20 protein-coding genes are annotated in these 23,875 nt (G+C 68.7%); 12 read left to right on the top strand and 8 right to left on the bottom strand.

All coding sequences use genetic code 11. From position 1 onward, the window contains the following. Positions 1-12 precede the first annotated feature (12 nt). Positions 13-1,095: an undecaprenyldiphospho-muramoylpentapeptide beta-N-acetylglucosaminyltransferase gene (murG, locus tag P0Y52_10650; protein WEK57002.1), complete on the top strand. Its 1,083-nt coding sequence runs from the start codon at positions 13-15 to the stop codon at positions 1,093-1,095. Positions 1,096-1,305: 210 nt separating this feature from the next. Next, complete coding sequence (locus P0Y52_10645) at positions 1,306-2,436, top strand: mechanosensitive ion channel family protein (protein WEK57001.1); 1,131 nt, start codon at positions 1,306-1,308, stop codon at positions 2,434-2,436. Positions 2,437-2,553: 117 nt separating this feature from the next. Here the strand turns inward: P0Y52_10645 and P0Y52_10640 are convergent, their stop codons facing one another. Further along, entirely contained in the window at positions 2,554-3,009 is a 456-nt protein-coding gene (locus P0Y52_10640; GenBank protein WEK57000.1) for a hypothetical protein, read from the bottom strand. 37 nt (positions 3,010-3,046) lie between these two features. On the opposite strand from P0Y52_10640, the gene P0Y52_10635 reads away from it, so the two are divergent. Then, positions 3,047-3,940, top strand: a complete 894-nt coding sequence (locus P0Y52_10635) for a WecB/TagA/CpsF family glycosyltransferase (protein ID WEK56999.1) — start codon at positions 3,047-3,049, stop codon at positions 3,938-3,940. 171 nt (positions 3,941-4,111) lie between these two features. Here P0Y52_10635 and smc read toward each other — a convergent pair whose 3' ends face one another. The 3 genes from smc to P0Y52_10620 are packed head-to-tail and all read right to left on the bottom strand — an operon-like array spanning position 4,112 to position 8,865. Further along, positions 4,112-7,552: a chromosome segregation protein SMC gene (gene smc / locus P0Y52_10630; protein WEK56998.1), complete on the bottom strand. Its 3,441-nt coding sequence runs from the start codon at positions 7,550-7,552 to the stop codon at positions 4,112-4,114. A gap of 10 nt (positions 7,553-7,562) precedes the next feature. Next, positions 7,563-8,210, bottom strand: a complete 648-nt coding sequence (locus P0Y52_10625) for a thioredoxin domain-containing protein (GenBank protein WEK56997.1) — start codon at positions 8,208-8,210, stop codon at positions 7,563-7,565. 22 nt (positions 8,211-8,232) lie between these two features. Beyond that, the gene (locus P0Y52_10620; protein WEK56996.1) at positions 8,233-8,865 is read right to left on the bottom strand and encodes a DsbA family protein; all 633 of its coding nucleotides are present in this window, start codon (positions 8,863-8,865) and stop codon (positions 8,233-8,235) included. Positions 8,866-9,204: 339 nt separating this feature from the next. Here P0Y52_10620 and P0Y52_10615 point away from each other — a divergent pair, with 339 nt between their 5' ends. Then, positions 9,205-9,663 carry a hypothetical protein gene (locus tag P0Y52_10615; GenBank protein ID WEK56995.1) on the top strand — a complete coding sequence of 153 codons (459 nt, stop codon included), beginning with the start codon at positions 9,205-9,207 and terminating at the stop codon, positions 9,661-9,663. A 444-nt stretch (positions 9,664-10,107) separates the two neighbouring features. Next, positions 10,108-10,860, top strand: coding sequence for a porin family protein (locus P0Y52_10610; protein ID WEK56994.1), 753 nt, complete (start codon positions 10,108-10,110; stop codon positions 10,858-10,860). A 49-nt stretch (positions 10,861-10,909) separates the two neighbouring features. Here the strand turns inward: P0Y52_10610 and P0Y52_10605 are convergent, their stop codons facing one another. Further along, the gene (locus P0Y52_10605; protein ID WEK56993.1) at positions 10,910-11,473 is read right to left on the bottom strand and encodes a DciA family protein; all 564 of its coding nucleotides are present in this window, start codon (positions 11,471-11,473) and stop codon (positions 10,910-10,912) included. 21 nt (positions 11,474-11,494) lie between these two features. On the opposite strand from P0Y52_10605, the gene mutY reads away from it, so the two are divergent. Continuing rightward, positions 11,495-12,514, top strand: a complete 1,020-nt coding sequence (gene mutY / locus P0Y52_10600; GenBank protein ID WEK56992.1) for an A/G-specific adenine glycosylase — start codon at positions 11,495-11,497, stop codon at positions 12,512-12,514. Positions 12,515-12,692: 178 nt separating this feature from the next. Here mutY and P0Y52_10595 read toward each other — a convergent pair whose 3' ends face one another. From P0Y52_10595 to P0Y52_10585, 3 genes are all read right to left on the bottom strand, one after another. Next, positions 12,693-14,840 carry an amylo-alpha-1,6-glucosidase gene (locus tag P0Y52_10595; GenBank protein WEK56991.1) on the bottom strand — a complete coding sequence of 716 codons (2,148 nt, stop codon included), beginning with the start codon at positions 14,838-14,840 and terminating at the stop codon, positions 12,693-12,695. Positions 14,841-14,908: 68 nt separating this feature from the next. After that, on the bottom strand, positions 14,909-16,018 hold the full coding sequence (locus tag P0Y52_10590; protein ID WEK56990.1) for a glycosyltransferase family 4 protein: 1,110 nt from the start codon (positions 16,016-16,018) through the stop codon (positions 14,909-14,911). A 245-nt stretch (positions 16,019-16,263) separates the two neighbouring features. Further along, on the bottom strand, positions 16,264-17,343 hold the full coding sequence (locus P0Y52_10585; GenBank protein WEK56989.1) for a site-specific DNA-methyltransferase: 1,080 nt from the start codon (positions 17,341-17,343) through the stop codon (positions 16,264-16,266). 285 nt (positions 17,344-17,628) lie between these two features. Between P0Y52_10585 and murC the strand changes: the two genes are divergently transcribed. The 6 genes from murC (at position 17,629) to ftsA (ending at position 23,810) form a co-directional block, all read left to right on the top strand. Further along, on the top strand, positions 17,629-19,074 hold the full coding sequence (murC, locus tag P0Y52_10580; protein WEK56988.1) for a UDP-N-acetylmuramate--L-alanine ligase: 1,446 nt from the start codon (positions 17,629-17,631) through the stop codon (positions 19,072-19,074). Then, positions 19,071-19,544 (top strand): hypothetical protein, encoded by a 474-nt coding sequence (locus P0Y52_10575; protein ID WEK56987.1) that lies wholly within the window; start codon positions 19,071-19,073, stop codon positions 19,542-19,544. Before murC ends, P0Y52_10575 begins: the two co-directional genes overlap by 4 nt. Continuing rightward, positions 19,541-20,446, top strand: coding sequence for a UDP-N-acetylmuramate dehydrogenase (murB, locus tag P0Y52_10570; protein ID WEK56986.1), 906 nt, complete (start codon positions 19,541-19,543; stop codon positions 20,444-20,446). The genes P0Y52_10575 and murB overlap by 4 nt, the downstream gene beginning before the upstream one ends. 229 nt (positions 20,447-20,675) lie before the next feature. Continuing rightward, positions 20,676-21,611 (top strand): D-alanine--D-alanine ligase, encoded by a 936-nt coding sequence (locus P0Y52_10565; GenBank protein WEK56985.1) that lies wholly within the window; start codon positions 20,676-20,678, stop codon positions 21,609-21,611. After that, entirely contained in the window at positions 21,599-22,459 is an 861-nt protein-coding gene (locus P0Y52_10560; GenBank protein WEK56984.1) for a cell division protein FtsQ/DivIB, read from the top strand. Before P0Y52_10565 ends, P0Y52_10560 begins: the two co-directional genes overlap by 13 nt. A 25-nt stretch (positions 22,460-22,484) precedes the next feature. Beyond that, entirely contained in the window at positions 22,485-23,810 is a 1,326-nt protein-coding gene (gene ftsA / locus P0Y52_10555) for a cell division protein FtsA (GenBank protein ID WEK56983.1), read from the top strand. The last annotated feature ends 65 nt before the right edge of the window (positions 23,811-23,875 follow it).

The raw sequence follows: 23,875 nt of genomic DNA, 5'->3' as shown, positions 1-23,875 counted from the left end.
AGAGTATCGCCTATGAGCAAGGTCTGCGTCGTCGCCGCCGGGGGCACTGGCGGCCATATGTTCCCCGCCGAGGCCCTGGCCCGCGAACTGGCCTCGCGCGGCTGGCGCGTGGTGCTGGCCACCGACGCGCGCGGCGAGCAATACGCCCACGCCTTTCCCGCCGAGGAGCGTCTGGCGCTGGACGCGGCGACCGGCTCTGGCCCGATCGGTCTGCTGAAGGCGGGTCTGGCCATCCTCAAGGGGGTGGGGCAGGCGCAGTCGGCCTTCGCCCGCATCGGCGCGGACGTGGTCGTCGGCTTCGGCGGCTATCCGTCGGCCCCGGCCCTGGTCGCCGCCGTGGCGACGCGCCGTCCGACCCTGATCCATGAACAGAACGCGGTGCTGGGCCGCACCAACCGGATGCTGGCTCCGGCGGTCGGCACGGTGGCCTCGGCCTTCCCGACCCTGGGCCGCGCCCCGGCCAAGGTGAAGGCCCGCGCCCGGCTTGTCGGCAACCCGGTCCGGCCCGACATCCGCGCCCTGTTCGACCGCGCCTATGTCGCCCCCGCCGGCGACGGCCCGATCCATGTCCTCGTCACCGGCGGCAGCCAGGGCGCCCGCATCCTGTCCGAGACCGCGCCCCGCGCGCTCGCCGCCCTGCCCGAGGCCATCCGCAGCCGCCTCAAGGTCCAGCAGCAGTCGCGACCCGAGACCCTGGAAAGCGCGCGTCAGATCTATCTGGAGGCCGGCATCGCCGCCGAGGTCGCCCCCTTCTTCCGCGACATGGCCGACCGCCTGTCCCAGGCGCATCTGGTCATCGGCCGCGCCGGGGCCTCAACCTGTTCGGAACTGGCCGTGGCGGCCCTGCCGTCCGTCCTGATCCCGCTGAAGATCGCCATGGACGACCACCAGACCCTGAACGCCCGCGCCCTGTCCGACGCCGGCGCCGCCCGCGTCATCGCCGAGGACGAGGTGACGATCGACAGCCTGGCCGCCGCCCTGGCCGAGGTCCTGTCCGATCCCGCGCGCCTGACCGCCATGTCCGCCGCCGCCCGCTCGGTCGCCATCCCCGACGCGGCGGCGCGCCTGGCTGATCTGGTCGAAGCGGCGGTCTGAGTAGTACCTTTCCTCCCTGTTCGCGGAGCGAATGGGGAGGTGGATCGGACGCGCAGCGGATGAGACGGAGGGGGCGACGCCGCCCTTTCCGCTCTGCGTCTCAAGAGTGATCGTCGCGCCGCCCCCTCCACCGCTCCGCGGTCCCCCTCCCCACAGGTGGGGAGGAAAGAGGGCGTGGCCGTGCGCGTCGAAGCTGGCTAGGCTGACCCCATGCCCCAGTTCGTGACCAATCTGACCCACACCATCTTCACCCTGTGGGCCCAGTTCCACTGGCTGCCGGAATGGGCGGTGATCTCGATCATCACCGCCGTCTTCGTCTTCATCGGCTGGGCGGCCAACCAGGTCGTCTTCGCCCTGCTGAAGCTGGCCGTGCGCAACCGCGATGTCTTCTGGAAGGGGATGCTGGGCCGCGCCCGGCTCAAGGTTCGCATCGCCGTGATGATCATCGCCCTGGCGCTGGCGGTCACGGTCTCGCCGCTGGACCCGGAACCTTCGCTCTTCATTCGCCGGACCCTGTTGTTCGCCTTCATCCTGGTGTGCGGATGGATGCTGGCGGGTGCGGTCGACATGGGGGCGGTCGTCCATCTGAAGAAGTTCAACATGGACACAGAGGACAACCTCCTGGCCCGCAAGCACGTCACTCAGACGCGCATTCTGCAAAGGGTGGCCGCCATCCTGATCGGTCTGATCACCCTGGGTCTGGCGCTTCTGACCATTCCGGGGGTCAGGCAATGGGGGCTGTCGCTGCTGGCCTCGGCGGGGGTGGTCGGCATTGTCGCCGGTCTGGCGCTGCAACCCTTCCTGACCAATCTTCTGGCGGGCATCCAGATCGCCACGGCGCAGCCGATCCGGCTTGACGACGCTGTCATCGTCGAGGGCGAGTGGGGCCGCGTCGAGGAGATCACCTCGACCTATGTGGTGGTCAAGCTGTGGGACTGGCGGCGGATGATCCTGCCGCTGACCTATTTCATCCAGAAGCCCTTCCAGAACTGGACCCGCGAGGATTCGCGCCTGATCGGGGTCGCCTTTCTCTATGTGGACTATGAGGCGCCGATCGACCGCCTGCGGGTCAAGCTGGAATCCATCGCCCACGCCTCGCCCCTGTGGGACGGCGACGTGGTCTCCCTGCAGGTCACCGACATCACCGAGCGCGTGGCCCAGGTTCGCTGCCTGACTAGCGCCCGCAACGCCTCCCTGGCCTTCGACCTGCGCTGCGAAGTGCGCGAGAAGATGCTGGCCTTCATGCGCGATGAATGCCCCCAGGCCCTGCCGAGGGATCGCGTGGATCTGGATCGGAACAACGGCGGCCATCTCCCTCCCCTTCATGGGGAGGGTGGCTGACGCGCAGCGTCAGACGGGTGGGGGCGCTTCGGCAAGTCAGACGCCGCGCCCGCATCGCCACGTACTCCCCACCCGGTCGCTACGCGACCACCCTCCCCATGAAGGGGAGGGAGACCCTCAGTCCTTCATCCGCTCGCGCCCGAGCCGCACCGCCTCCGCCGTACTGACCGCATCCGCCGCCCGCGCCACCGTCCCACAGGCCACAGCGGCCAGTTCGGCTGCATCCCCGCCGGGGGCGATGGCGTAGGGCGACGACCTGGTCGCCGTGATCGGCCCCTCGGTTCCGTCCGCCTTCAGCGAGGCGAAGTCCAGCCGATCCGCCGTCTGCGCCGCGCAATCAAACCGCCACCACGACCAGCCGCCGGAATAGGCCACGGCGCCGATGACCATGTCCTCTTCGCTGACCTGCAGCGACCGCATTCGCACGCCGTCGCCATCGGGCGTGATCGAGGCGGCGTCGGCGAAGACCGCGAAACGCCCGACGCCGGTCAGAACCAGGGCATGATCCTGCGCCACGGCGCGCGTCGCCAGCAGGGCGGCGGCGATCGTCAGAACAGCAAGAACTCGCGTCATCAGGGCATCCCGTTCATTAACCGCATCCGCAAACCACGTGTTGAGACGCCGCGTCTATAGTGAAGCCATGTATCAGGAGCCCCTCGGTCTCGATCTCGCCACCGCCCCGCCCGACCGGCGGGCCCGCGACCGTCGCCCGTTCCGTCAGAAACGCCGCCCCGAAGAGCGCGTCCGCATCCTCGGCGAGACCGTCGACCTGATGAGGCCTGAAGAGGTGCTGCTGCACGTCGAACGCTGCATTGAGGCGGGCCGGCGCAGCATCATCGCCAACCACAACCTGCACAGCCTCTATCTGCTGCCGCGCACGCCGGGGATGCGGCGGCTCTACGACATGGCCGACGTGGTCGAGCTGGATTCCACCCCGCTGATCCATTTCACCCGGACGCTGGGCCTGCACAGCCGCCCCTTCCACCGCTGCACCTATCTGGACTGGCGCGACCAATTCTGGAGCATGGCTGACCGCAAGGGCTGGCGCGTCCTCTATGTCGGCGGCGCGGACGGGGTGGCGGCGACGGCGGCGGAACGGCTGCGCGCCCGCTATCCGGGGGCGGTGATCGAGGGCCTGTCCGGCTATTTCGACGCCAAGCCGGGATCGCTGGGCAATACCGCCGTCCTGACGGCCATCGCCGACTTCAAGCCGAATGTCCTGTTCGTCGGCATGGGCATGCCGCGTCAGGAGCTGTGGATCGCCGACAACATCGACGCCCTGCCCGAGGCCGTCATCCTGCCGGTCGGCGCCGCCTTCGACTATGAGGCCGGCGTGCAGAAGGCGGCGCCCCGCTGGATGGGGCGGCTGGGCGTCGAATGGCTGTTCCGCCTGTTCGCCGATCCCAAACGCCTGTTCGCCCGCTACTGCGTCGAGCCTTGGTTCCTGATCGGACCGGCTCTGGGCGACGTGCGCGAAGCGATGCGGCGCAAGAAGAAGCGCTGACCCTTTTCCTCCCCACGAAGTGGGGAGGGGGACCGCGTAGCGGTGGAGGGGGCGACTCCACGTCTGAAATCTGGGCCGCATCTGACAGGCTGACCGCAGCGCCGCCCCCTCCGTCACGGCCGCTATCGCGTCCGCGCCACCTCCCCATGAAATGGGGAGGAAAGGCGGGGATCAGGCCGCCACGATCTGCTCGGCCTGGTTCAGGTTGACGCTGACCAGCTGGCTCATGCCGCGCTCCGGCATGGTGACGCCGTACAGGCGGTCCATCCGGCTCATGGTCACCGGGTTGTGGGTGATGACGATGAAGCGGGTGTCGGTGCGCGACCGCATTTCGTGCAGCATCCGGCAGAAGCGGTCGACATTGGCGTCGTCCAGCGGCGCGTCCACCTCGTCCAGCACGCAGACGGGCGCCGGGTTGGCCAGGAAGACGCCGAAGATCAGCGCCGCCGCCGTCAGGGCCTGCTCGCCGCCGGACATCAGGCTCATCACCGACAGACGCTTGCCGGGCGGGCAGGCGTAGATCTCCAGGCCCGCCTCCAGCGGATCGTCGCTCTCGACCAGCTTCAGCTCGGCCTGACCGCCGCCGAACAGGGCCTCGAACAGGGCCTTGAAATTGGCGTTGATCACATCAAACGCCGCCACCAGCCGCTCGCGGCCCTCGGCGTTCAGCTCGTCGATGCCATCGCGCAGCTTGGCGATGGCCTGGGTCAGGTCGATGCGTTCCGACTTCATGGCGCCCAGACGTTCGCCGTATTCGGCGGCCTCTTCCTCGGCGCGCAGGTTGACCGCGCCCAGGGCCTCGCGCTCGCGCTCCAGCCCGGACAGCAGGCTCTCGGCGCCGGCGGTGTCGCGCGGGCGGGCGATGGCGTCGTCGAGCAGCTTCTGGCCCAGTTCGTCCGGCGACATCTGCGCCGTCTCGCGCAGGACGGCCTCGGCCTCGACCAGACGCTCAGAGGCGGCCTCGGCGCGGGCGGCCAGACCGGCGCGGGCCTCGCGCGCGGTCCCGGCGGCGGCCTCGGCGGCGCGGCTGGCGCGGTCGCTGTCGCCCGCCGTGCTCTCGGCCAGGGACAGAGCCTCGGCGGCGGCGCTCTTACGCGTCTCGGCGGCGATCAGGCTGTCCATCAGCGTGCTGCGTTGTTCGGCGAAGCCTTGCGGCGCGATCTCGGCCTGTTTCAATAGGGCGGCGGTCTTGTCGGCGTCCTTGCCCAGGGCGGCGACGCGTGCGGCGCTCTCTTTCGACCGACCGGCCCAACCCTCGTGGGCGCGGCCCAGACTGCCCAGACGCTGTTCGCGTCCGGCGCGGTCTCTGGCCTCCTCGTCGCGGGTCGAGCGCGCGGTCTGGGCCGCCTGACGCGCCGCGTCGGCGGCCACGCGAGCCGCGGCCAGTTCGTCGCGCAGGCCGGCGATGGTTTCCGACGGCGCCTCGACGCTCTGCGCGGCCTCCAGCGCCGCCTTGGCCTCGGCCACCTCGCCGTCGAGCCGGGCGACGGTCTCGTCCAGAGCCTGGGCGCGCGCCTCGCGCCGGGTCTGGTCGCGCATCAGGCTCTCGACCCGGTCGCGACCGGCGGTCACGGCCTTGTCGGCGACGAAGGGTTTGAGGCGGGCGGTCTTCACCGCCTCCTCGGCGGCGCGGAAGGCCTCGGTCGCCGTCTTCTGAGCCGTCTGCGCGGCCTCCAGCGCGGGCTTACCGGTATCGATCTCGGCTTCCAGCTCGGCCAGTCGCGTGCGCTGGGCCAGTCGCACGGCGGCGGGGCGCGGGGCCTCGGCGCGGCTGACGAAACCGTCCCAGCGATAGAGGTCGCCCTCGACCGTCACCAGGCGGGCGCCGGTCGGCAGGGTCTTGGCCAGACGCGGGGCCTCGGCCTGGCTGGCGACGACGCACAGGGCCAGGCGCGCGGCCAGTTCGGCGGGCGCGCTCACATGTGCGGCCAGCGGGGCGACGCCTTGGGGCCAGACGGGGGAAGGTGCATCGGCGCCCGCCCAGTGGGCGGCGGCGCGGGCGTCCAGCGCGGCGTCCAGATCGTCGCCGAGAGCCGCGGCCAGCGCGGCCTCATAACCCTTGGCCGCCGACACCTTGTCCAGGGCGGGCGGATGGTCGCGCTTGCCCGTGACCAGCAACTGCGCCAGTCCGCGCGCCTCGGTCTGCAGACGGCCCAGCCGGTCCTCAGCGGCGCGAGCCGCCGTGCGGGCCTCGGCCTCGGCGCGGGCCAGATCGCCGCGCGCGGCCTCGGCGGCCTCGACGGCTTCGCGCGCCGCCGTCAACTCCGCCTGCGCCGCCTCCAGCGCGGTGCGGGCGACGGCCAGTTCCGGCGTTTCCAGCGGACCCAGGGCTTCGCGTTCGCGCTTGGCCTGTTCAAACTGGCCGACGACGCGGGCCAGCCGCGCCTCGGCGTCGCGCTTCCTCGCGCTCTCGGCGTTGGCGCGGGCCTCGACGGCGGCCAGGGTCCCGGCCAGGCGCTCGACCTCGCCGTCGGCGGCCTTGCGCGCGTCCTCGGCGACCAGCAGGGCCTTCTCCAGTTCCGGCCCGCGCTCCGGCGCGGCGGCGATCTCGGCCTTCAGCCTGGTCAGTTCATGGTCCAGCCGGTCCAGCTCACGCTGGGCGTCGGCGGCCATACGCTCCTCGCGCTCGACGTCGGCGTGGATGCGGGCGGCTTCGGCCTTCAGCCGGTCGACCTCGGCGCGGGCGGCCTGTTCGGCCATGTCGAGGCGGTCGCGTTCCAGCGTGGCGCGGTGCAGCAGGGCGCTGGCCACGGCGTCTTCCTCGCGCGCGGGCTTCATGGCGTCCTGCGCCTTCAGCGCCTCGGCCTCGGCCTTGGTGGCGGCTGCGCTGGCCTCGGCCACGGCGCGGTCGGCGTCGCGCAGTTCCTGGGCCGCGACTTCCGCCGCCGCCTTGGCGTCGTTCCAGCGGACGTAGAGCAGGGCGGCCTGCAGGGCCCGGATCTCGGCCGAGATCTTCTTGTACTTCTCGGCCTGACGCGCCTCGCGCTTCAGCCGGTTCAGCGCCGTTTCCAGCTCGCGGCCGATGTCGTCCAGCCGGTCCAGGTTGGTCTCGGCGGCCTTCAGTCGCAGCTCGGCCTCGTGCCGCCGCGTGTGCAGACCGGCCACGCCGCCGGCTTCTTCCAGAATCCGTCGACGGTTCTGCGGCTTGGCGGCGATCAGTTCGGAAATCTGGCCCTGACGCACCAGGGCCGGGCTGTTGGCTCCGGTCGAGGCGTCGGCGAACAGCAGCTGGACGTCGCGGGCGCGGACCTCCTTGCCGTTGATGCGATAGGTCGAGCCCTGGCCCCGGTCGATGCGGCGCGACACCTCCAAGACGGGAGAGTCGGTAAAGGGCTGGGGCGCGCGCTTCTGGGCGTTGTCGATGGTCAGGACGACTTCGGCGTGGCTGCGCGGCGGACGGCCCGAGGCCCCGGCGAAGATGACGTCGTCCATGCCCTGACCGCGCATGGCCTTGGCCGAGTTGGCGCCCATGACCCAGCGCAGGCTTTCCAACACGTTGGACTTGCCGCAGCCGTTCGGCCCGACCACTCCGGTCAGGCCGGACTCGATTTGAACTTCCGCCGCGTCGACGAAGGATTTGAAGCCGACGAGCTTCAGTCTCTGGAACTGCATCGGCGGGGGCTTAGCGCCCCTTGAGCAGCGGGTCTATGGCTGCCGACAGGGTTTCAATCGAATGATCGGCGGCGCGGCGGCCGTTGACGAAGAAGGTCGGGGTGCCGTTGACGCCGGCGGCTATGGCGGCCTCGACGCTGTGCTGCAGGTTCTGGTTCGTCGCCGGATCGGCCAGGCAGGCTTCGATCTGCGGCTGGGTGCGGCCGCTGACGGCGATGGCGCCCATGTACCAGCCGCGGACGTCGCCGCTGGCGAAGGCCGCAGCCTGACCGGCCATGAAGTGGTGGGCCACGTCGAAGAACTTCTCGGGCGCGGCGCAGCGCGCGATGGCGGCGGCGGTGGCCGCCACCTGGGCCGGCTGGGTCGGCAGGTCGCGGAACACCAGCTTGACCTTGCCGGTGTCGATATAGCGCGCCTTGAACGTCGGCAGGACCTCATTGGTCCAGGCGGCGCAGTGGCTGCAGGTGAAGGAGGCGTATTCGATCACCGTCACCGGGGCGTCGCTCCGCCCCAGCACACGGTCGGCGGGGCTCACCGCCGGCACCGCGGCCACGGCGGCGGTCGCGGCCGACGCCGACGGGGTGTCGGCCGCGAAGGCGACGGGCGCGACGGTCAGCACGGCCGCCGTGGTGACGACGGCCATCAGGCTTCTGATCATGTCCGGTCGCGCCCTCATCGCCCTACTTCTTGGCCAGTTCGGCGTCGATGGCCTGCGACAGGCCCGACAGGCTGCTGTCGACGACCTTTGTGCCATTGACGATGAAGGTCGGGGTGCCGGTCACGCCCGCGTCGATGCCGGCCTTGATGCGGTTGCTCATCTCTTCGATGGCGGCCTTGTCGCGGATGCAGGTCTCGGTCTGCTCCTGGCTCAGGCCGGCGGCGGCGGCGGCGCGGAACAGGGTGGTGCGCGGCGCAACGCCCGCCATCCACTCTTTCTGGCTGGCCATGATGTCGTGGACGACGTCGAAATACTTGTCGGGTCCGGCGCAGCGCGCGATCAGGAAGCCGGCGACGGCGATGTCCTGCGGCGGGGTCGGGAACTCGCGGAAGACGTAGCGGACCTTCTTGGTGTCCACATACTTGGTCTTGAACTCGGGCCAGACTTCCTCGTTCCAGACGGCGCAGTGGCCGCAGGTGACCGAGGCGTATTCGACAACCGTGACCTTGGCGTCATCGCCGGCACCCATGGACATGTCGCCCTGTGCGGCGCCGCCGGTCTTGGCGGTGCAGCCGGCGACGGTCGCCATGGCGGCCAGAGCGGCGGCGGTCAGGGCCGCACGGCGGCTCATCGATGCGTAACGGAACGTAGCCATGGGTCGTCCTTGGTCGAAAATGGTGACTCAGAAGAATGACGCGATCCGCCGGACGCGCGCAATCCGATTATTTGTCGAGAACAGATACGGCCATATTAGGCCGCGCCTGTCGCCGATATCCTATCGGAGGCCCCAAAGCCAAGCCATCAAAGCCGGCGGGACCTGTGGTCGCACAAGTCGGTCGTCGTGGCGGTGGTTGAGGGGCAAGCGGTCATGGCTTCCGCGCCGACAGCGGCCTTTGGCTTCAAGGCCGGAAAGCGGCTGTGTGGAATGTCCGCGAAGGGTGGAAAGCGGACATGGGCTTTGTCATGCTGCTCTCGCGCAACGGGAGCACTCACCATGGATCATAAGAGAGACTTAGCTGTTCCGTGGGTGCCACTTTCGGATATCCCTCAGTCGCCATGCGGGATCGAAGTGGACGCCGCCCCGGGGTGGGTGACGGTTCGTGCTGTGTATTCGTTCTACGACGGCGACCGCGATTTGATCATCGAAATGCGTTCGATAATCGCGAGCCTCTTTGATGAAGCTGCTTCGCCGCTCGTCGATTTCTCCCGGGGCTACCCGAAGCTCACCGATCCTCGTTGGCCGCATCACTGGTGGCCACTCATGAAGGTTGAGGACTCTAGTTGGCTGGTTGAAAACCGTGCGCGCTTGTTTGAAGGCAATGCCTACGAACACATTCGAATAGTCTCGGACGATGGCACCTTCGATGCGATCGTTGAGCAAGCCCCGGACAATGTGCAGTGGGTTTCAGGCAAGGGCGCTTCATTTTACACACCTTCCTACCGATCAAAATGAGGCCTTGGCACAATCGGCAATTCCGCTAGGGGCTTCGGTCGTCCGTCATCGCCGTAGAGCGAAGAGTACTTCGGCACACTGAACGTCAGCGAGGGTGCAGAGCGGTCATCGATACCGAAGCCCGAAGCGGATATCGACGGTTGGGCCCAAGAGTGGCCCCGCTGCAGTTCCGCTACGGGTCGAATGCGGTCCTGAGGGGCGGCGCCGACAGCGGACGTTCGGCTTCAAACTGAAAAGCGGTCGCCATCGATTTCGGTTAAGGGAGCGAACATCGATTTGCGATAGGCCATCCGGCCGGGCTCGCTCCGGGCTAGAGGGGTGTTCGCGCGAATACTCCTCTAACATTCTGTTAAATATAAATTATTTACTCGGCTCGTGATGGGCCGGGATGACCATCTATCCGCCAGTACGAACACTCGGCTTACGCTCGTTGGAAGAACAGCTATGAATATCGACCGCCTTTTGATCTCTGCCGCCCTGGCTGCCATGGCGCTGTCAACACACGCCAATGCTCAAGCGCCGGTTCTCGGCGATTCAGCCTCGCGCGCCTCGACCTTTGATTGGTCAGGCCCCTATGCCGGCGTGAACGCTGGGGGCGGATTTGGCGATTTCGAGCATTCGAATGTGTTCACAATAACCAGCGACACGGGCCTTCTGCTCGACGGATCGGTTGATCTTCCGGTGGGCGGAATGCTCGGCGGGGTTCAGGCCGGTTACAACTGGCAGTCAGGTCAGTTCGTCTATGGCGTCGAGGCCGACTTTCAAGGATCGACCGTGGAAGGCGAGGGGTCGATCAACGGCAGGTCGCCGCGCGTGACCTTGACTGGCCAGGCCAGCACCAAATTGAATGGGCTAGGCACCGTGCGCGCTCGCCTTGGCTATACGCCTGTCGACCGCTTCATGGCCTATGCCACGGGCGGCCTGGCGTACGGTGATACCGAGAGCGTTCTGACGGGCGTTGTTGATATTCTGCCGGTCGCGTCGAAAAAATCCGAGACGAAGACTGGTTGGGTTGTCGGTGGCGGCGTTGAATACGCTCTCACGAACCATTGGACCATCAAGTCCGAATACCTCTACGCCAACCTCGGCACGGTCACGCTTTACAGCGGCGACCTGGGCCTTCCGGGGGCCGATTTGAACTTTGGCAACGAGGTTGCTTTCCACACCGCGCGCGTGGGTCTGAACTACAAGTTCTAGAACCCATCGACACGACGGGGACCGAGGCTGCCAAGGCTCGGTCCGCTTGTCAGCGGCCCTCGGTTTCAGGGGGCTGCGACAGGACCGCCCGGCCCAGCTTGCGCAGCGCGGCTTTCAGGCTGTCGGGCGCGTCCTCGACGGCGGCGGCCAGTTCGGCCTCGACGGAGGCGGGCAGGGGCGGCAGGGCTTTCAGGCCGCGCGCACGCGGCTTGGCGCCGGCCACGGGCAGGGGTTTGACCGGGCCCTGGGCGATGCGCAGCCGCTCGACCGATCCGGCGCCGAGGAACAGGTTCACCCGCTGGATGATGTCCTCGGACTGATGCTGGACCAGCAGGGCGGCGGGGCCGGCCACACGCAGTTCCAGCGTGCCGCCGGCGGTCCCGCGACCCTTGGTCAGCTTTTGCGGGCGGGTGACGCGGGCCAGGCGCTCGCCGACGATCTCGACCCAGCGCGGCTCCAGGGCGCCGGCGCCGCGGCCGAACTGGGCGTCCAGCTTCTTGATCAGCGGCGCCAGCGACCGACCGGCCGGGGGCGGCGGGCGCAACGGCGGGCGCGTCCGGCGTCTCGCCAGGATTTCGCGGGCTTCGCTTTCGGTGGGCAGAGGACGACGCATTCGTCCTATATACCGCGACCCATGCCCGACGTCTCTTCCCTCCGCGCCGCCCTGCTTGATTGGTACGACGCCCATGCGCGGACCCTGCCGTGGCGCGCGCCGCCGGGGGCGAAGACGCGCACCGACCCCTACCGGGTCTGGCTGTCCGAGGTCATGCTGCAACAGACGACCGTGCCGCACGCCGCCCCCTATTTCGAGCGCTTCACCACGCGCTGGCCGACGGTCAGCGATCTGGCGGCGGTCGAGGACGGCGAGCTGATGGCTGCCTGGGCCGGGTTGGGCTACTACGCCCGCGCCCGCAACCTGCTGGCGTGCGCCCGCGCCTTGGCCCGCGATCACGGCGGCGTCTTTCCCGATCAGGAGGCGGCGCTGCTGGCCCTGCCGGGGGTGGGCGCCTATACCGCCGCCGCCGTGGCCGCCATCGCCTTCGACCGGCCCGCCAATGTCGTCGACGGCAATGTCGAGCGGGTCATGAGCCGCCTGTTTGCGGTCGAGACGCCTCTGCCCGCCGCCCGGCCCGAACTGAAGCGGTTGGCCGCCCTGTTCGTCAGCGACGACCGCCCCGGCGACTGGCCCCAGGCCCTGATGGACCTCGGCTCCGGCGTCTGTCGGCCCAAGTCGCCGTCGTGCGAAGTCTGCCCGCTAGCCTTCGGCTGCGAGGGGCTGAAGACCGGTGAACCCGCGCGCTATCCGCTGAAAACCAAGAAGGCCGAGCGCCCGCACCGTCTGGGCCACGCCTTCGTCCTGCGCGACGCCGCTGGGCGGATCGGCCTGGTGCGCCGTCCCGACAAGGGCCTGCTGGGCGGCATGGTCGGCCTGCCGACCTCGGACTGGAGCGCCGCCGCGCCCGCCTTTGATCCGCCGGTCGCCGCCGACTGGACCGAGGCGGGGGCGGTCGAGCACGTCTTCACCCATTTCAGCCTGACCCTGACCGTCCATGTCGCCGAAGCCGACGGCGACTTCCTCTGGACCGAGGCGGACACGGCGCTGGCCGCCCTGCCGACCGTGTTCAGGAAGGCGCTGGAACGCGGGCTGGCCTGACGTAAATCCTCCCCTGCTTGCGGGGGAGGGGGACCACGCAGTGGTGGAGGGGGCGTGTCTGGATGCGACGGATTGAATCTGGCCGCACTTTGATTTTAGACGGCTTGCTGGTTTCCGCCCCCTCCACCGCCGTCCGGCGGTCCCCCTCCCCCATAAGGATGGGGGAGGATCGAAGAGGTCAGCCCGCCACCCTCAGACTGACGGTTCCCCGCCGTTCGCGCGGCATGACCACGACATGGCCGTCCACGCGCTGAAAGTTCAGGTCGATGGCCCCGTCCCCGACCGCCAGATTGGTCAGGTTCAGCCGGTCCAGCCCGACCGGCAGGGCCGGTCTGGTGACTTCGACCAGCCCCTCGGCGGCCTTGATCTCGACCCCCAGCACCGCCTGCAGCATCAGGAAGACCGACCCCGCGGCCCAGGCCTGCGGCAGGCAGGCGACCGGATAGGCGATGGGCGGCTCGCCCGTCTCGCGGATGAAGCCGCAGAACAGCTCGGGCAGGCGCAGCTGGAAATGCGCCGCCGCGCCGAAGATCTCGCCCAGCAGCATGGCCACCGCCCGACGCTCGCCGTAGCGGGCCATGCCCGCCGCAGCCATGGCCGTGTCGTGCGGCCAGACCGAGCCGTTATGATAGCTCATCGGATTGAAGCGCGTCTGACCCTTGCCCAGGGTCCGCAGTCCCCAGCCCGAGCGGAACTCGGCGGTCAGCATCCGCCGCGTCACCCGCAGCGCCCGCTCATGCGAGGGCAGGCCGCTGAACAACAGGTGCCCGGCGTTGGAGCCTATGGCGCGGCACTGTTCGCCGTCGCCGTCGAGGGCGATGGCGTAGAAGCCCTCGTCCTCCATCCAGAACCTTTCCTCGACCAGGTTCCTCACCCGGTCGGCGCGCGCCTGCCACTCCATGACGCGGGGATCGCGCAGGTGCTCGCCAATCTCGGCCAGAGCCTTCCAGGCGGCGAAGGCGTAGCCCTGAACCTCCAGCAGGGCGATCGGCCCCTTGGGGAAGCGTCCGTCGGCGTAGAAGATGGAGTCTTCCGAGTCCTTCCAGCCCTGATTGGACAGGCCGGTGTCAGCGCCGCGCGCATAGTCGATCAGGCCGTCGTTGTTGCTGTCGCCATAGTCGCTCATCCACCCCGCCGCCGCGATCAGGTTGGGCCACAGGGTGCGGATGGTCTCCATGTCGCCGGTGCGCTGGGCGTAGGCGCCGGCCAGGGCGATGAACAGGCAGGTGGTGTCGACCCCGCCGTAATAGAGGCCGAACGGCACTTCGCGCAGCGCGCTCATCTCGCCGCCGCGGGTCTCATGCATGATCTTGCCGGGGGCGGAGTCCATGAAGGCGTTGACCTCGGTCGCCTGACGCGAGGCCAGATAGGTCAGCACCCCCTTGGCCAGACTGGGGTCGATCCACAGCATCTGCCAGGCGGTGATGATGCCGTCGCGCCCGAACGGGGTCGAGAACCACGGCACCCCGGCGTAAGGATAGGGGCCGGTCGGCAGGTCGGTGGTCAGCAGGGCCACATCGGTGCGCGACTGGGTCAGCCAGTCGTTGACGCGGGGATTGCGCGGAGCCTGAACGCTGGCGCCGCGCCGCAGCCTTCGACGCATGGCCAGTCGCGCCTGGATCGCGTTCCAGCGCCAGCGCTCCTGATCAGGCGCGTCGCAGACATCGAGGCCGCACTCGATATAGAGGTCCAGCCGCCGACCTTTGGGCAGGCTGAACATGAACTCGGCCCGGTTGGCGCTGAGGCGGGCCGGAGGCTCGGAAAAGGCCAGGCAACTGGTGCGGGTGAAGCCGTCCAGCCCGGTGTAGGCGAAGCTCACCCGGCGTCCATCCATGGTCGGCGTGGCATAGGCGCCGCGCGCCGCCCGCGCCGTCCCGCGCACCTCGAAGATGTCGGCGAAGTCGGCGGCGAACTCGAAGGCCAGCGGCAGCAGGATGTCCTCGATGCCGTGATTGACCATCCGCACCCGCTCGAACAGCCTCTTTTCCCAGAGGAAGCGCCGCCGCTCCAGATGCAGCACTCCCGCCGGGGCCGAGCGCCCGCCCATCGGCGGCAGGGGGCGGTTGGTCGAATGGCAGGTGAAGAAGACATTGTCCTCGGTCACGCCGGAACTGAGCCGCGACGGCCGCGCCCGCCCCACCGTCAGGACAAAATGCGACAGCATCCGCGTGTCTTGGTCGAACAGGCCGTCGGCGCCGCTCTTGACGTCCCCCCAGTGGTCCGCGACCAGAAAGGTGTCGCGATCCTTCAGCGCCATCAGGGTTTCCAGCCCGTCCTGATCGCTGTTGTCGGCGGCGGTGGTCTGGACCGAATAGGCGTCGTCCATGGTCTGCCTCGCTTCAGCGCGGAGTTCGCTTAAGGCCCTTCAGGGAAATGGCCGAACGGCCCAAGGGTTCAGGCGCGCACGGCGAAACTGCGCGGCTCGCGCAAGGGGCGGACCGGCGCCTCGTCCAGAACGTGGGCGGCGAAGGGGCGGCGGGCCAGGAGGTCGCCGTAAACATCGAGATAGCGCCGCGCCATGGCCGTGGCCGAGAAGCGTAGGTCGAACCGCGCCCGGATCGCTTCGCGATCCAGGGTGTGCGCCTGTCCGGCGGCGGCGACCGCCTGTTCCAGGGTGTCGACCAGAAAGCCCGTGGCTCCATCCTCGATGATCTCGGGCGTCGAGCCGCAACGGAAGGCCACCACCGGCGTGCCGCAGGCCATGGCTTCGATCATCACCAGGCCGAAGGGCTCGGGCCAGTCGATCGGGAAGAGCAGGGCTTCCGCTCCGCCGAGGAAGGCCGACTTCCGGTCGTCGCCGATCTCGCCGACGAACTCGATCATGGGACTTGCCTCAACGAGCGGCTTGATGACCGTTTCCCAATAGGTCTTGTCCGCCGCATCCACCTTGGCCGCGATCTTCAAGGGTTTGCCGAGGCGCTTGGCTATCTCGATGGCCCGGTCGGGGCGTTTCTCGGGCGAGATACGGCCGAGGAAGGCCAGATAGCCCTCGGATTTCGGCGAGAAGCGGTAGAGGTCGCCGGGCATCCCATGATGCACCGTCGCCTTCCAGTTGGCGGCGGGCAGGGGGCGGCGCTGATCGTCGGAGATGGAGACCAGGCCGAACTGGGGCCAGCGCTCATAGACCTCGGGCAGGTCTTTCAGGTCGAGGCGCCCATGCAGGGTGGTGACGGTCTTGTCGGCCAGCCCCTGAAAAAACGGGAAGTGGGCCATGTCGGTGTGAAAATGGATGACGTCGAAGTCGTCGGCCCACTCCAGCACCTGGGCCAGCATGGTCATGTGGGCGGCCATGTCGGACTTCAGCGGCGCCGGGTCCAGCCGGATGGCCTGATCGCGCACCGGGATCAGCCGCGCCCGCGTCTCGGCCTCGGCGCTGGCGAACAGGGTGACGTCATGGCCCAGATCAACCAGGGCGTCGGTCAGGTGGGCCACGACCCGTTCCGTGCCGCCGTAAAGCCGGGGCGGCACCGCCTCATAGAGGGGCGTGACCTGAGCAATCTTCATGATCGGACTCCAGCGCCCCCGATGGCGCACTGAAGTCCTCAACACAGGTCAATGAACGGCGGTTCCAGCTTGGCCGGACAACTTTCCTCCCCATTCCATGGGGAGGGGGACCACGGCCCGAAGGGCGGCGCGTAGCAGCCGAGTGGTGGAGGGGGCGGCGCAGGCATCTGACGTGGAGACGCCCCCTCCGTCACGTCGCTGCGCCGCGCGCCACCTCCCCATGAAATGGGGAGGAGAAGCCTCGCCTACTGCATCCCGGCGCGGATCTCGGCGCGCAGGGCGTCGATGGGGCGCAGGCCCGTGTCGGTCTTGAACCGCCAATAGGTCCAGCCGTTGCAGGCCGGGGCGTTTTCCAGCAGGGCGCCCAGCTTGTGGATCGAGCCGGTCATGGAGCCGGACACCAGCGAGCCGTCGGCGCGGACGCGGGCCTCATGGTCACCCTTGGGGCAATACAGCTTGTCGCCGGGGGCGAGCAGGCCGGCTTCGACCAGAGCGCCGAACGGCACCTTGACCTCGGCCTTCTTGGAGCCGGTGACGACCAGGTCCTCGGGCGCGGCGGGGATGACCGCCTTGATGCGCTTCTCGGCCACCTTGGCGTAGCCCTCGTCGCGCTCGATGCCGATGAAGCGGCGGCCCAGGCGCTTGGCCGCGGCGCCGGTGGTGCCGGTGCCGAAGAAGGGGTCCAGGATGACGTCGCCGACGCGGCTGGCCGACAGGATGACCCGGTGCAGCAGGGCCTCGGGCTTCTGGGTCGGGTGGGCCTTGTCGCCGTTCTCGTCCTTCAGGCGCTCATTGCCCGTGCACAGGGCCAGGGTCCAGTCCGAGCGCATCTGGGTGTCTTCGTTGAAGGCCTTCAGCGCGTCGTAGTTGAAGGTATAGCGCTTCTGCTCGCGCGACTTGGCGGCCCAGATCAGGGTCTCGTGGGCGTTGGTGAAGCGGGTGCCCTTGAAGTTCGGCATCGGGTTGGACTTGCGCCAGATGATGTCGTTCAGCACCCAGAAGCCCAGGTCCTGCATCGCCGAACCGAGGCGGAAGATGTTGTGATAGCTGCCGATGACCCACAGCGAGCCCTCGTCCTTCAGCACCCGGCGGCATTCGGTCAGCCAGGCGCGGGTGAAGGCGTCATAGGCGGCGAAGCTGTCGAACTTGTCCCAGTCGTCATCGACCGCATCGACCTTGGAATTGTCCGGCCGCAGCAGGTCGCCGCCCAGCTGCAGATTATAGGGCGGGTCGGCGAAGACCATATCCACCGACTTGTCCGGCAGGCCCTTCAGCACCTCGATGCAGTCGCCACGCAGGATGACGTCGGTCTTCAACTCGGACATGGAAAAGCGGCCCCGGACAGATGAGGGGCTTATGGTGAATCCTTACGGTTAAGGCGAAGTAACCAAACTTAAGATCCCGACAAATGGAGAAATCCTTGTCCCCTTGCGGGAGAAGGTGGCAGGCGAAGCCTGACGGATGAGGGGTCTCGCGACGGCGGATGAAGGCGGACGGTCGAAGCGCAGCGTGACCCCTCATCCGACCTCGCTCTGCTCGGCCACCTTCTCCCGCAAGGGGAGAAGGCAAAGATGGTGCAAATCGCATCCCGTCTGAGCTATGACGCCAGGATGATCGCACGCCTCCGCCCCGTCCCGTTCGCCCTTGGGCCTGTCCACTTCGTCGGCATCGGCGGCATCGGCATGAGCGGCATCGCCGAAATCATGCTGAAGATCGGCTATCAGGTGTCCGGTTCGGACGCCAAGGCCAGCGCCAACACCGAGCGGCTGGAGCGTCTGGGCGCCCGCATCTACATCGGCCATGACGCGGCCCATGTGACCGAGGGCGTCTCGGCGGTGGTCTATTCCACGGCGGTCAAGGCGACCAACCCTGAGCTGGTCGCCGCGCGCGAGCGCCGGATTCCCCTGGTGCGCCGGGCCGAGATGCTGGCCGAGCTGATGCGTCTGCAATTCTCGATCGGCGTCGGCGGCACCCACGGCAAGACCACGACGACCTCGATGGTCGCGGCCCTGCTGGACGCGGCGGGTCTGGACCCCACCGTGGTCAACGGCGGCATCATCAACGCCTACGGCACCAACGCCAAGGTGGGCGAGGGCGACTGGATCGTGGTCGAGGCCGACGAGAGCGACGGCAGCTTCCTGCGCCTGAAATGCACCGTGGCCATCATAACCAATATCGACCCGGAACACCTGGACCACTACGGCGACTTCGACGCGGTCAAGAAGGCCTTCTGCGACTTCATCGAGGACATTCCCTTCTACGGCTTCGGCGTGGTCTGCCTGGACCACCCGGAAGTGCAGAAGCTGGCGGCCCAGATCGATAACCGCCGCCTGGTCACCTATGGCCTGAACCCGCAGGCCATGGTCCGCGCCGAGAACGTGCAGATGTCGCCCGACGGCGCCCGCTTCGACGTGGTGGTGCAGGGCCAGGGTCTGGCCGCGCTGGACGAGCCGACGCGGATCGAGGGCCTCTATCTGCCCATGGCCGGCTGGCACAATGTCTCCAACTCCCTGGCCGCCATCGCGGTGGCCCGTGAACTGGGCGTGGACGACGACGCCCTGCGCGCCGGTCTGGCCGGCTTCGGCGGGGTCAAGCGCCGCTTCACCACCACGGGCGTGGTTGGCGGCGTGCGCGTCATCGACGACTATGGCCACCACCCGGTCGAGATCGCCGCCGTGCTGAAAGCCGCCCGTCAGGTGGTCCAGTCCGCCGAGAACCCGGGCCGCGTTATCGCCGTGGTCCAGCCGCACCGCTATACCCGCCTGCGCGACCTGATGGAGGATTTCTCCACCTGCTTCGCCGACGCCGACAGCGTTCTGGTCGCCGATGTCTATCCGGCGGGCGAGCAGCCGATCGAGGGCGTCGACAAGCACGCCCTGGCCGACGGCATCCGCCGCTATGGCCACCGTAATGTCTCAGCCCTGGAAAACGCCGCCGTCCTGCCGCGCGTCATCAAGGATGAAGCCAGGCCGGGCGATCTGGTCGTCCTTCTGGGCGCCGGCGACATCACCAGCTGGGCCTACGCCCTGCCGGCGCAACTCGAGGCGCTGGGTTGATCGACGCGCCGTCGCTGCCTGATTTTTGCGCTGAGATGCGACGGCTAGCCGCGGTCATCGAGGCCAGGGCGGAATTGCTTCCCGACTGCGGCGGCCCTGATCGAGGGGGACTCCGGATCGAACTGGAAGGCGGCACCTTTTTGCTCACCTACAGCGAGAAGGGCGTGACAGATGTCCTTGCGCGCAGCGCCGACGCGGACGCGGTAATGGAGCAGGTGTTTGTGCAAGTCACCGGGCGACTGGCGGCTGAGGACTTGTCGTCCGACGCGCCGGCCATCGAGCCTCAGGACTTCGTCCTTCCTTCGATTGACGAAGCGCGAGCAGCTGCAACGCAACTCCAGAACGACGGTGGACTGATGCAGCTTCGATTGATGGCCCAACTCAATGCTGAATGGGGCCGTCGGCAAGCCGAGCGGAATGTTGCGCGCGCGCTGGAAATCCAACACTTCTTCAACGGGAGCCGCCCTTGACCATCACTCTCCCGACCGTGCGCGGCAAGCTGCTGCTGAACGAGCCGCTGGGGCCCTACACCTGGTTCCGCGTCGGCGGGGCGGCGGACGCCCTGTTCATCCCGGCGGACGCTGACGACTTGGCCGACTTCCTCAAGGCCCTGCCGGAAACCGTGCCCGTCACCATCATCGGCGTCGGCTCCAACCTGATCGTGCGCGACGGCGGGGTCGAGGGCGTGGTCATCCGTCTGGCGGGCCGGGCGTTCGCCGCCATCACGACCGACGGCGACACTGTCACGGCGGGCGCGGGCGCGCTGGACTCGATGGTGGCCAAGGCCTCGGCCAAGGCGGGCATCGCCGGGCTGGAGTTCTACGCCGGCATTCCCGGCACTATCGGCGGCGCCCTGACCATGAACGCCGGCTGCTATGGTTCGGAGACGAAGGACGTTCTGGTCTCGGCCTGGGGTCTGACGCGACAGGGAGAGCGGATCGAGCTGGCGCTGGCCGACTTCGGCTACACCTACCGCCATTCCAACGCCCCGGCGGGGGTCATCTGGATGGAGGCCACCTATCGCGGCACGCCCGACGCGCCCGAGGCCGTCGCCGCCCGCATCCACGAGATCACCAGCCGCCGCGAGACCACCCAGCCGATCCGCGAAAAGACCGGCGGCTCGACCTTCAAGAACCCCGAAGGCCATTCCTCGTGGAAGCTGGTCGACGAGGCCGGCTGGCGCGGCAAGCTGCGCGCCGAGACCGGAGGAGGGGCCAAGTTCAGCGAGCTGCACTCCAACTTCATGATCAACCCGGGCGAAGCCACCGCCGCTGACATCGAAGCCCTGGGCGAGGCCGTCCGCGCCGACGTCCTGGCCAAGACCGGCGTCCAGCTGGACTGGGAAATCAAGCGCATCGGGCGCAAGGCCTGACGCGGCCTTTCCTCCCCATTCTATGGGGAGGGGGGCCACGAAGTGGTGGAGGGGGCGACGCAAGCGTCTGCCGTCGAGCCGCCCCCTCCGTCACGTCGCTATCGCGCCGCGCCACCTCCCCATGAAATGGGGAGGAAAGACGTGACGAATTCCCCTCCCGACCCGCTATCGTTTCCAACCGGTTAACCGTATTCAGGGCATAGGGGCGGGCTAGTAGTCGGATCGTCCCATGCGCGCGCCCCTGAACACCCTTCATGTCGCTGTCCTGATGGGCGGCCTGTCGTCGGAACGCGAGGTCTCGCTGTCCTCCGGTCGCGGTTGCGCCGACGCCCTGGAAGGGCAGGTGGCCAAGGTCACGCGCGTCGACGCCGGTCGCGATCTGGCCCAGGTGCTGACGGCCCTGAAACCCGATGTCGTCTTCAACGCCCTGCACGGCGAATGGGGCGAGGACGGCTGTGTTCAGGGCGTGCTGGAAACGCTGAAGATCCCCTACACCCACTCCGGCGTCCTGGCCTCGGCCCTGGCGATGGACAAGGACAAGTCCAAGGCCGTGCTGCGCGCGGCGGGCGTCGTTGTCCCCGGCGGCGGCCTGTTCGACCGCATGGCGGTGGCCGCGGGCCACGTCATCGCGCCTCCCTATGTCATCAAGCCCAACGCCGAGGGCTCCTCGGTCGGCGTCTATGTCATCCAGCCTGGCGACGCGCCCTGCGCCATCGTCGGCGACGACAGCTGGACCTATGGCGATCTGGTCATGGTCGAGCCCTTCATCGCGGGCAAGGAGCTGGCCGTCACGGTTCTGGGCGAGGCGGCCGGCCCGCGCGCCCTGACCGTCACCGACATCACCCCGACCAAGGGCTTCTACGACTACGAAGCCAAGTATGCGCCGGGCGGCTCCAAGCACGTCCTGCCCGCCGAACTGCCCGCCCATGTCTTCGACAAGGCCCTGCGTCAGTCCGAGCTGGCCCACACGGCCATGGGCTGCCGCGGCGTGTCCCGATCCGACTTCCGTTATGACGATGTTAACGACGTTCTCGTTCTTCTGGAGGTCAACACCCAGCCCGGCATGACGCCGACCTCGCTCAGTCCCGAGCAGGCGGCCTATGTCGGGATGGCGTATCGTGATCTGGTTCGGTGGATGGTGGAGGACGCCTCATGCCCGCGGTAGTGCGTGGCGGTCGGCGACAGGGTTCGGCCAAGGGCAAGGGGCCGCAAAAGGGCTCCCGCAACGCTTCGGCCACGCCGGGCAAGGTCGCCGCCATCGGTCGGCTCGACCTCTCGCCGCGCGCCGTCCTGATCTCCATCGTGGCGGGCGTCGTGGTGCTGGGCGGGGTCCTGGCCACCGGCGCGCGCGCCGAGCGCATCTCCAATTCCGTCTCTCATAAGTTCGACAGCGTCACCTCGGGCATGGGGCTGAAGGTCAAGCAGGTCCACGTCACCGGCGCCTCGCCCGAGGCCCGCGCCGCGATCCAGCAGGCTGTCGGCGTCAGCGCCGACCAGCCCATCGTCAGCCTCGACCTGAACGCCGTGCGCGACCGGGTGCAGGCCGTGGGCTGGGTCAAGGAGGCGCGCGTGGTGCGCCTGCTGCCCGACACCCTGATCGTCGACGTCAAGGAACACGACCGCCTGGCCGTCTGGCAGACCGGCGGCCACGCCTATGTCATCGACAGCCGGGGCCAGGTAATCCAGGGCGCCGACGCGGGCCGCTATCCCAAGCTGCCGCTGGTGGTGGGCAAGGGCGCCGATCAGACCGCGTCTGAAATCCTGCCGCTGCTGGCCCAGCGCCCGCGCCTGATGGCCCGCATCGAGGCCCTGGTCCGCGTGGACGAGCGCCGCTGGGACCTGCGCCTCAAGGACGGCAGCCTGATCCAGCTGCCCGCCGTCGATCAGGACAGCGCCCTGATCCGCCTCGACGCGCTGGACCAGCGCGAACGCCTTCTCGACCTGGGCTTCGCCCGCGTCGATCTCCGTACGCCCGAGGAGGTCGCCGTCCGGCCCTCCGAAGGCGCCGTCTGAACCGAATACCCAGGACACGATCATCATGGCCGGACGCAGCCGAGACACGAACACGGATCAAGCCAAGGGCGCCCCGCGCGCTCCGGCCGTGGCCGCGCTCGACCTGGGCCAGTCCAAGGTCGCCTGCTTCATCATGAAGCCTGAGGGCGTGCGCCACGCCGACCGCACCATCCGCGTTGCGGGCGCCAGCCACGTCCAGTCGCGCGGCGTTCGCGGCGGGGCCATCGTCAATATGGACGAGGCCGCTCAGGCCATCGGTCACGCGGTTGAGCGCGCCGAGCGCGCCGCCGGCTCGCCCGTCTCCGGCGTCATCGTCACCACGGCCATCGGCCAGATGGCCAGCCACCGGGTTCAGGCCCGCGTCTCGCTGGGCGCCCATCCGATCAGCGACGGCGACCTGGCCCGCGCCATCGGCATGGCCCTGGCCCAGATCCGTCTGCCCAACCGTCGCCCGATCCACGTCCTGCCCATCGCCTGGTCGGTGGACGGGGCGCGCGGCGTCCATGACCCGCGCGCGATGCGCGGCGGCTCGCTGGGCCTCGACCTGCTCGTCGTCTCCATGTCCGAAGGCTCCTTCGGCGCGCTCAGCCACTGCCTCGAACTGGCTCACCTTGATCTGCAAGGCGTCGCCGCCGCCCCCGTCGTCTCATCGCTCGCCGCGCTGGAAGAGGACGAGATGGAGCTGGGCAGCGTCTGCATCGACATGGGCGGCGGCTCGACCTCGGCGGCGGTCTGGGGCGGGCGCAGCCTGTTGCACATCGAAAGCCTCAACGTCGGCGGCGATCACGTCACCGCCGACATCGCGCGCGGCCTGTCGACGTCCAAGGTCGGCGCCGAGCGCCTGAAGACCCTGCACGGCTCGGCCATGGCTTCGGCCAACGAAGACCGTGAGATGCTGGAGGCCCCGCCGCGCGGCGAGGATCCGTCCGCCGGTCCCGTCATCGTCCCGCGCGCCATGCTCAAGACCGTCATCGCCCCGCGCGTCGAGGAAACCCTTGAGCTGCTGCGCGACCGGCTGAAACACGCCGGCGTCGGCATGGACCCGGGCGCGGGCATCGTCCTGACCGGCGGCGCCAGCCAGCTGAACGGCGTGCGCGAACTGGCCGTGCGCGTGTTCGATCGCCCGGTCCGCCTGGGCAAGCCGCAACGCGCGCCCCACCTGGCCGACGCCGCCTCCGGCCCGGCCTTCTGCTCGGCCTCGGGCGTCCTGCTGCGCGCCGCCTACGGCCCGCGTGAGGCGGTCTCGGCCCGCAAGCTGATGTCCCGTCAGATCACCGCCGCCGACGCCCCCAAGGTGCACCGCGGCGGCATGGTGGCCCGCGCCGCCGGCTGGCTGCGCGACAACCTCTAGGGCGACACGCGCCGACGACGGACGGCGTGGTCGTCCCATTCCAGTCGGATTTCGGAGCACGCCGT

The organism is Candidatus Brevundimonas phytovorans (assembly GCA_029203145.1).
Taxonomy (GTDB): Bacteria; Pseudomonadota; Alphaproteobacteria; order Caulobacterales; family Caulobacteraceae; genus Brevundimonas; species Brevundimonas phytovorans.
This window is presented reverse-complemented; position numbering and strand designations above follow the sequence as displayed.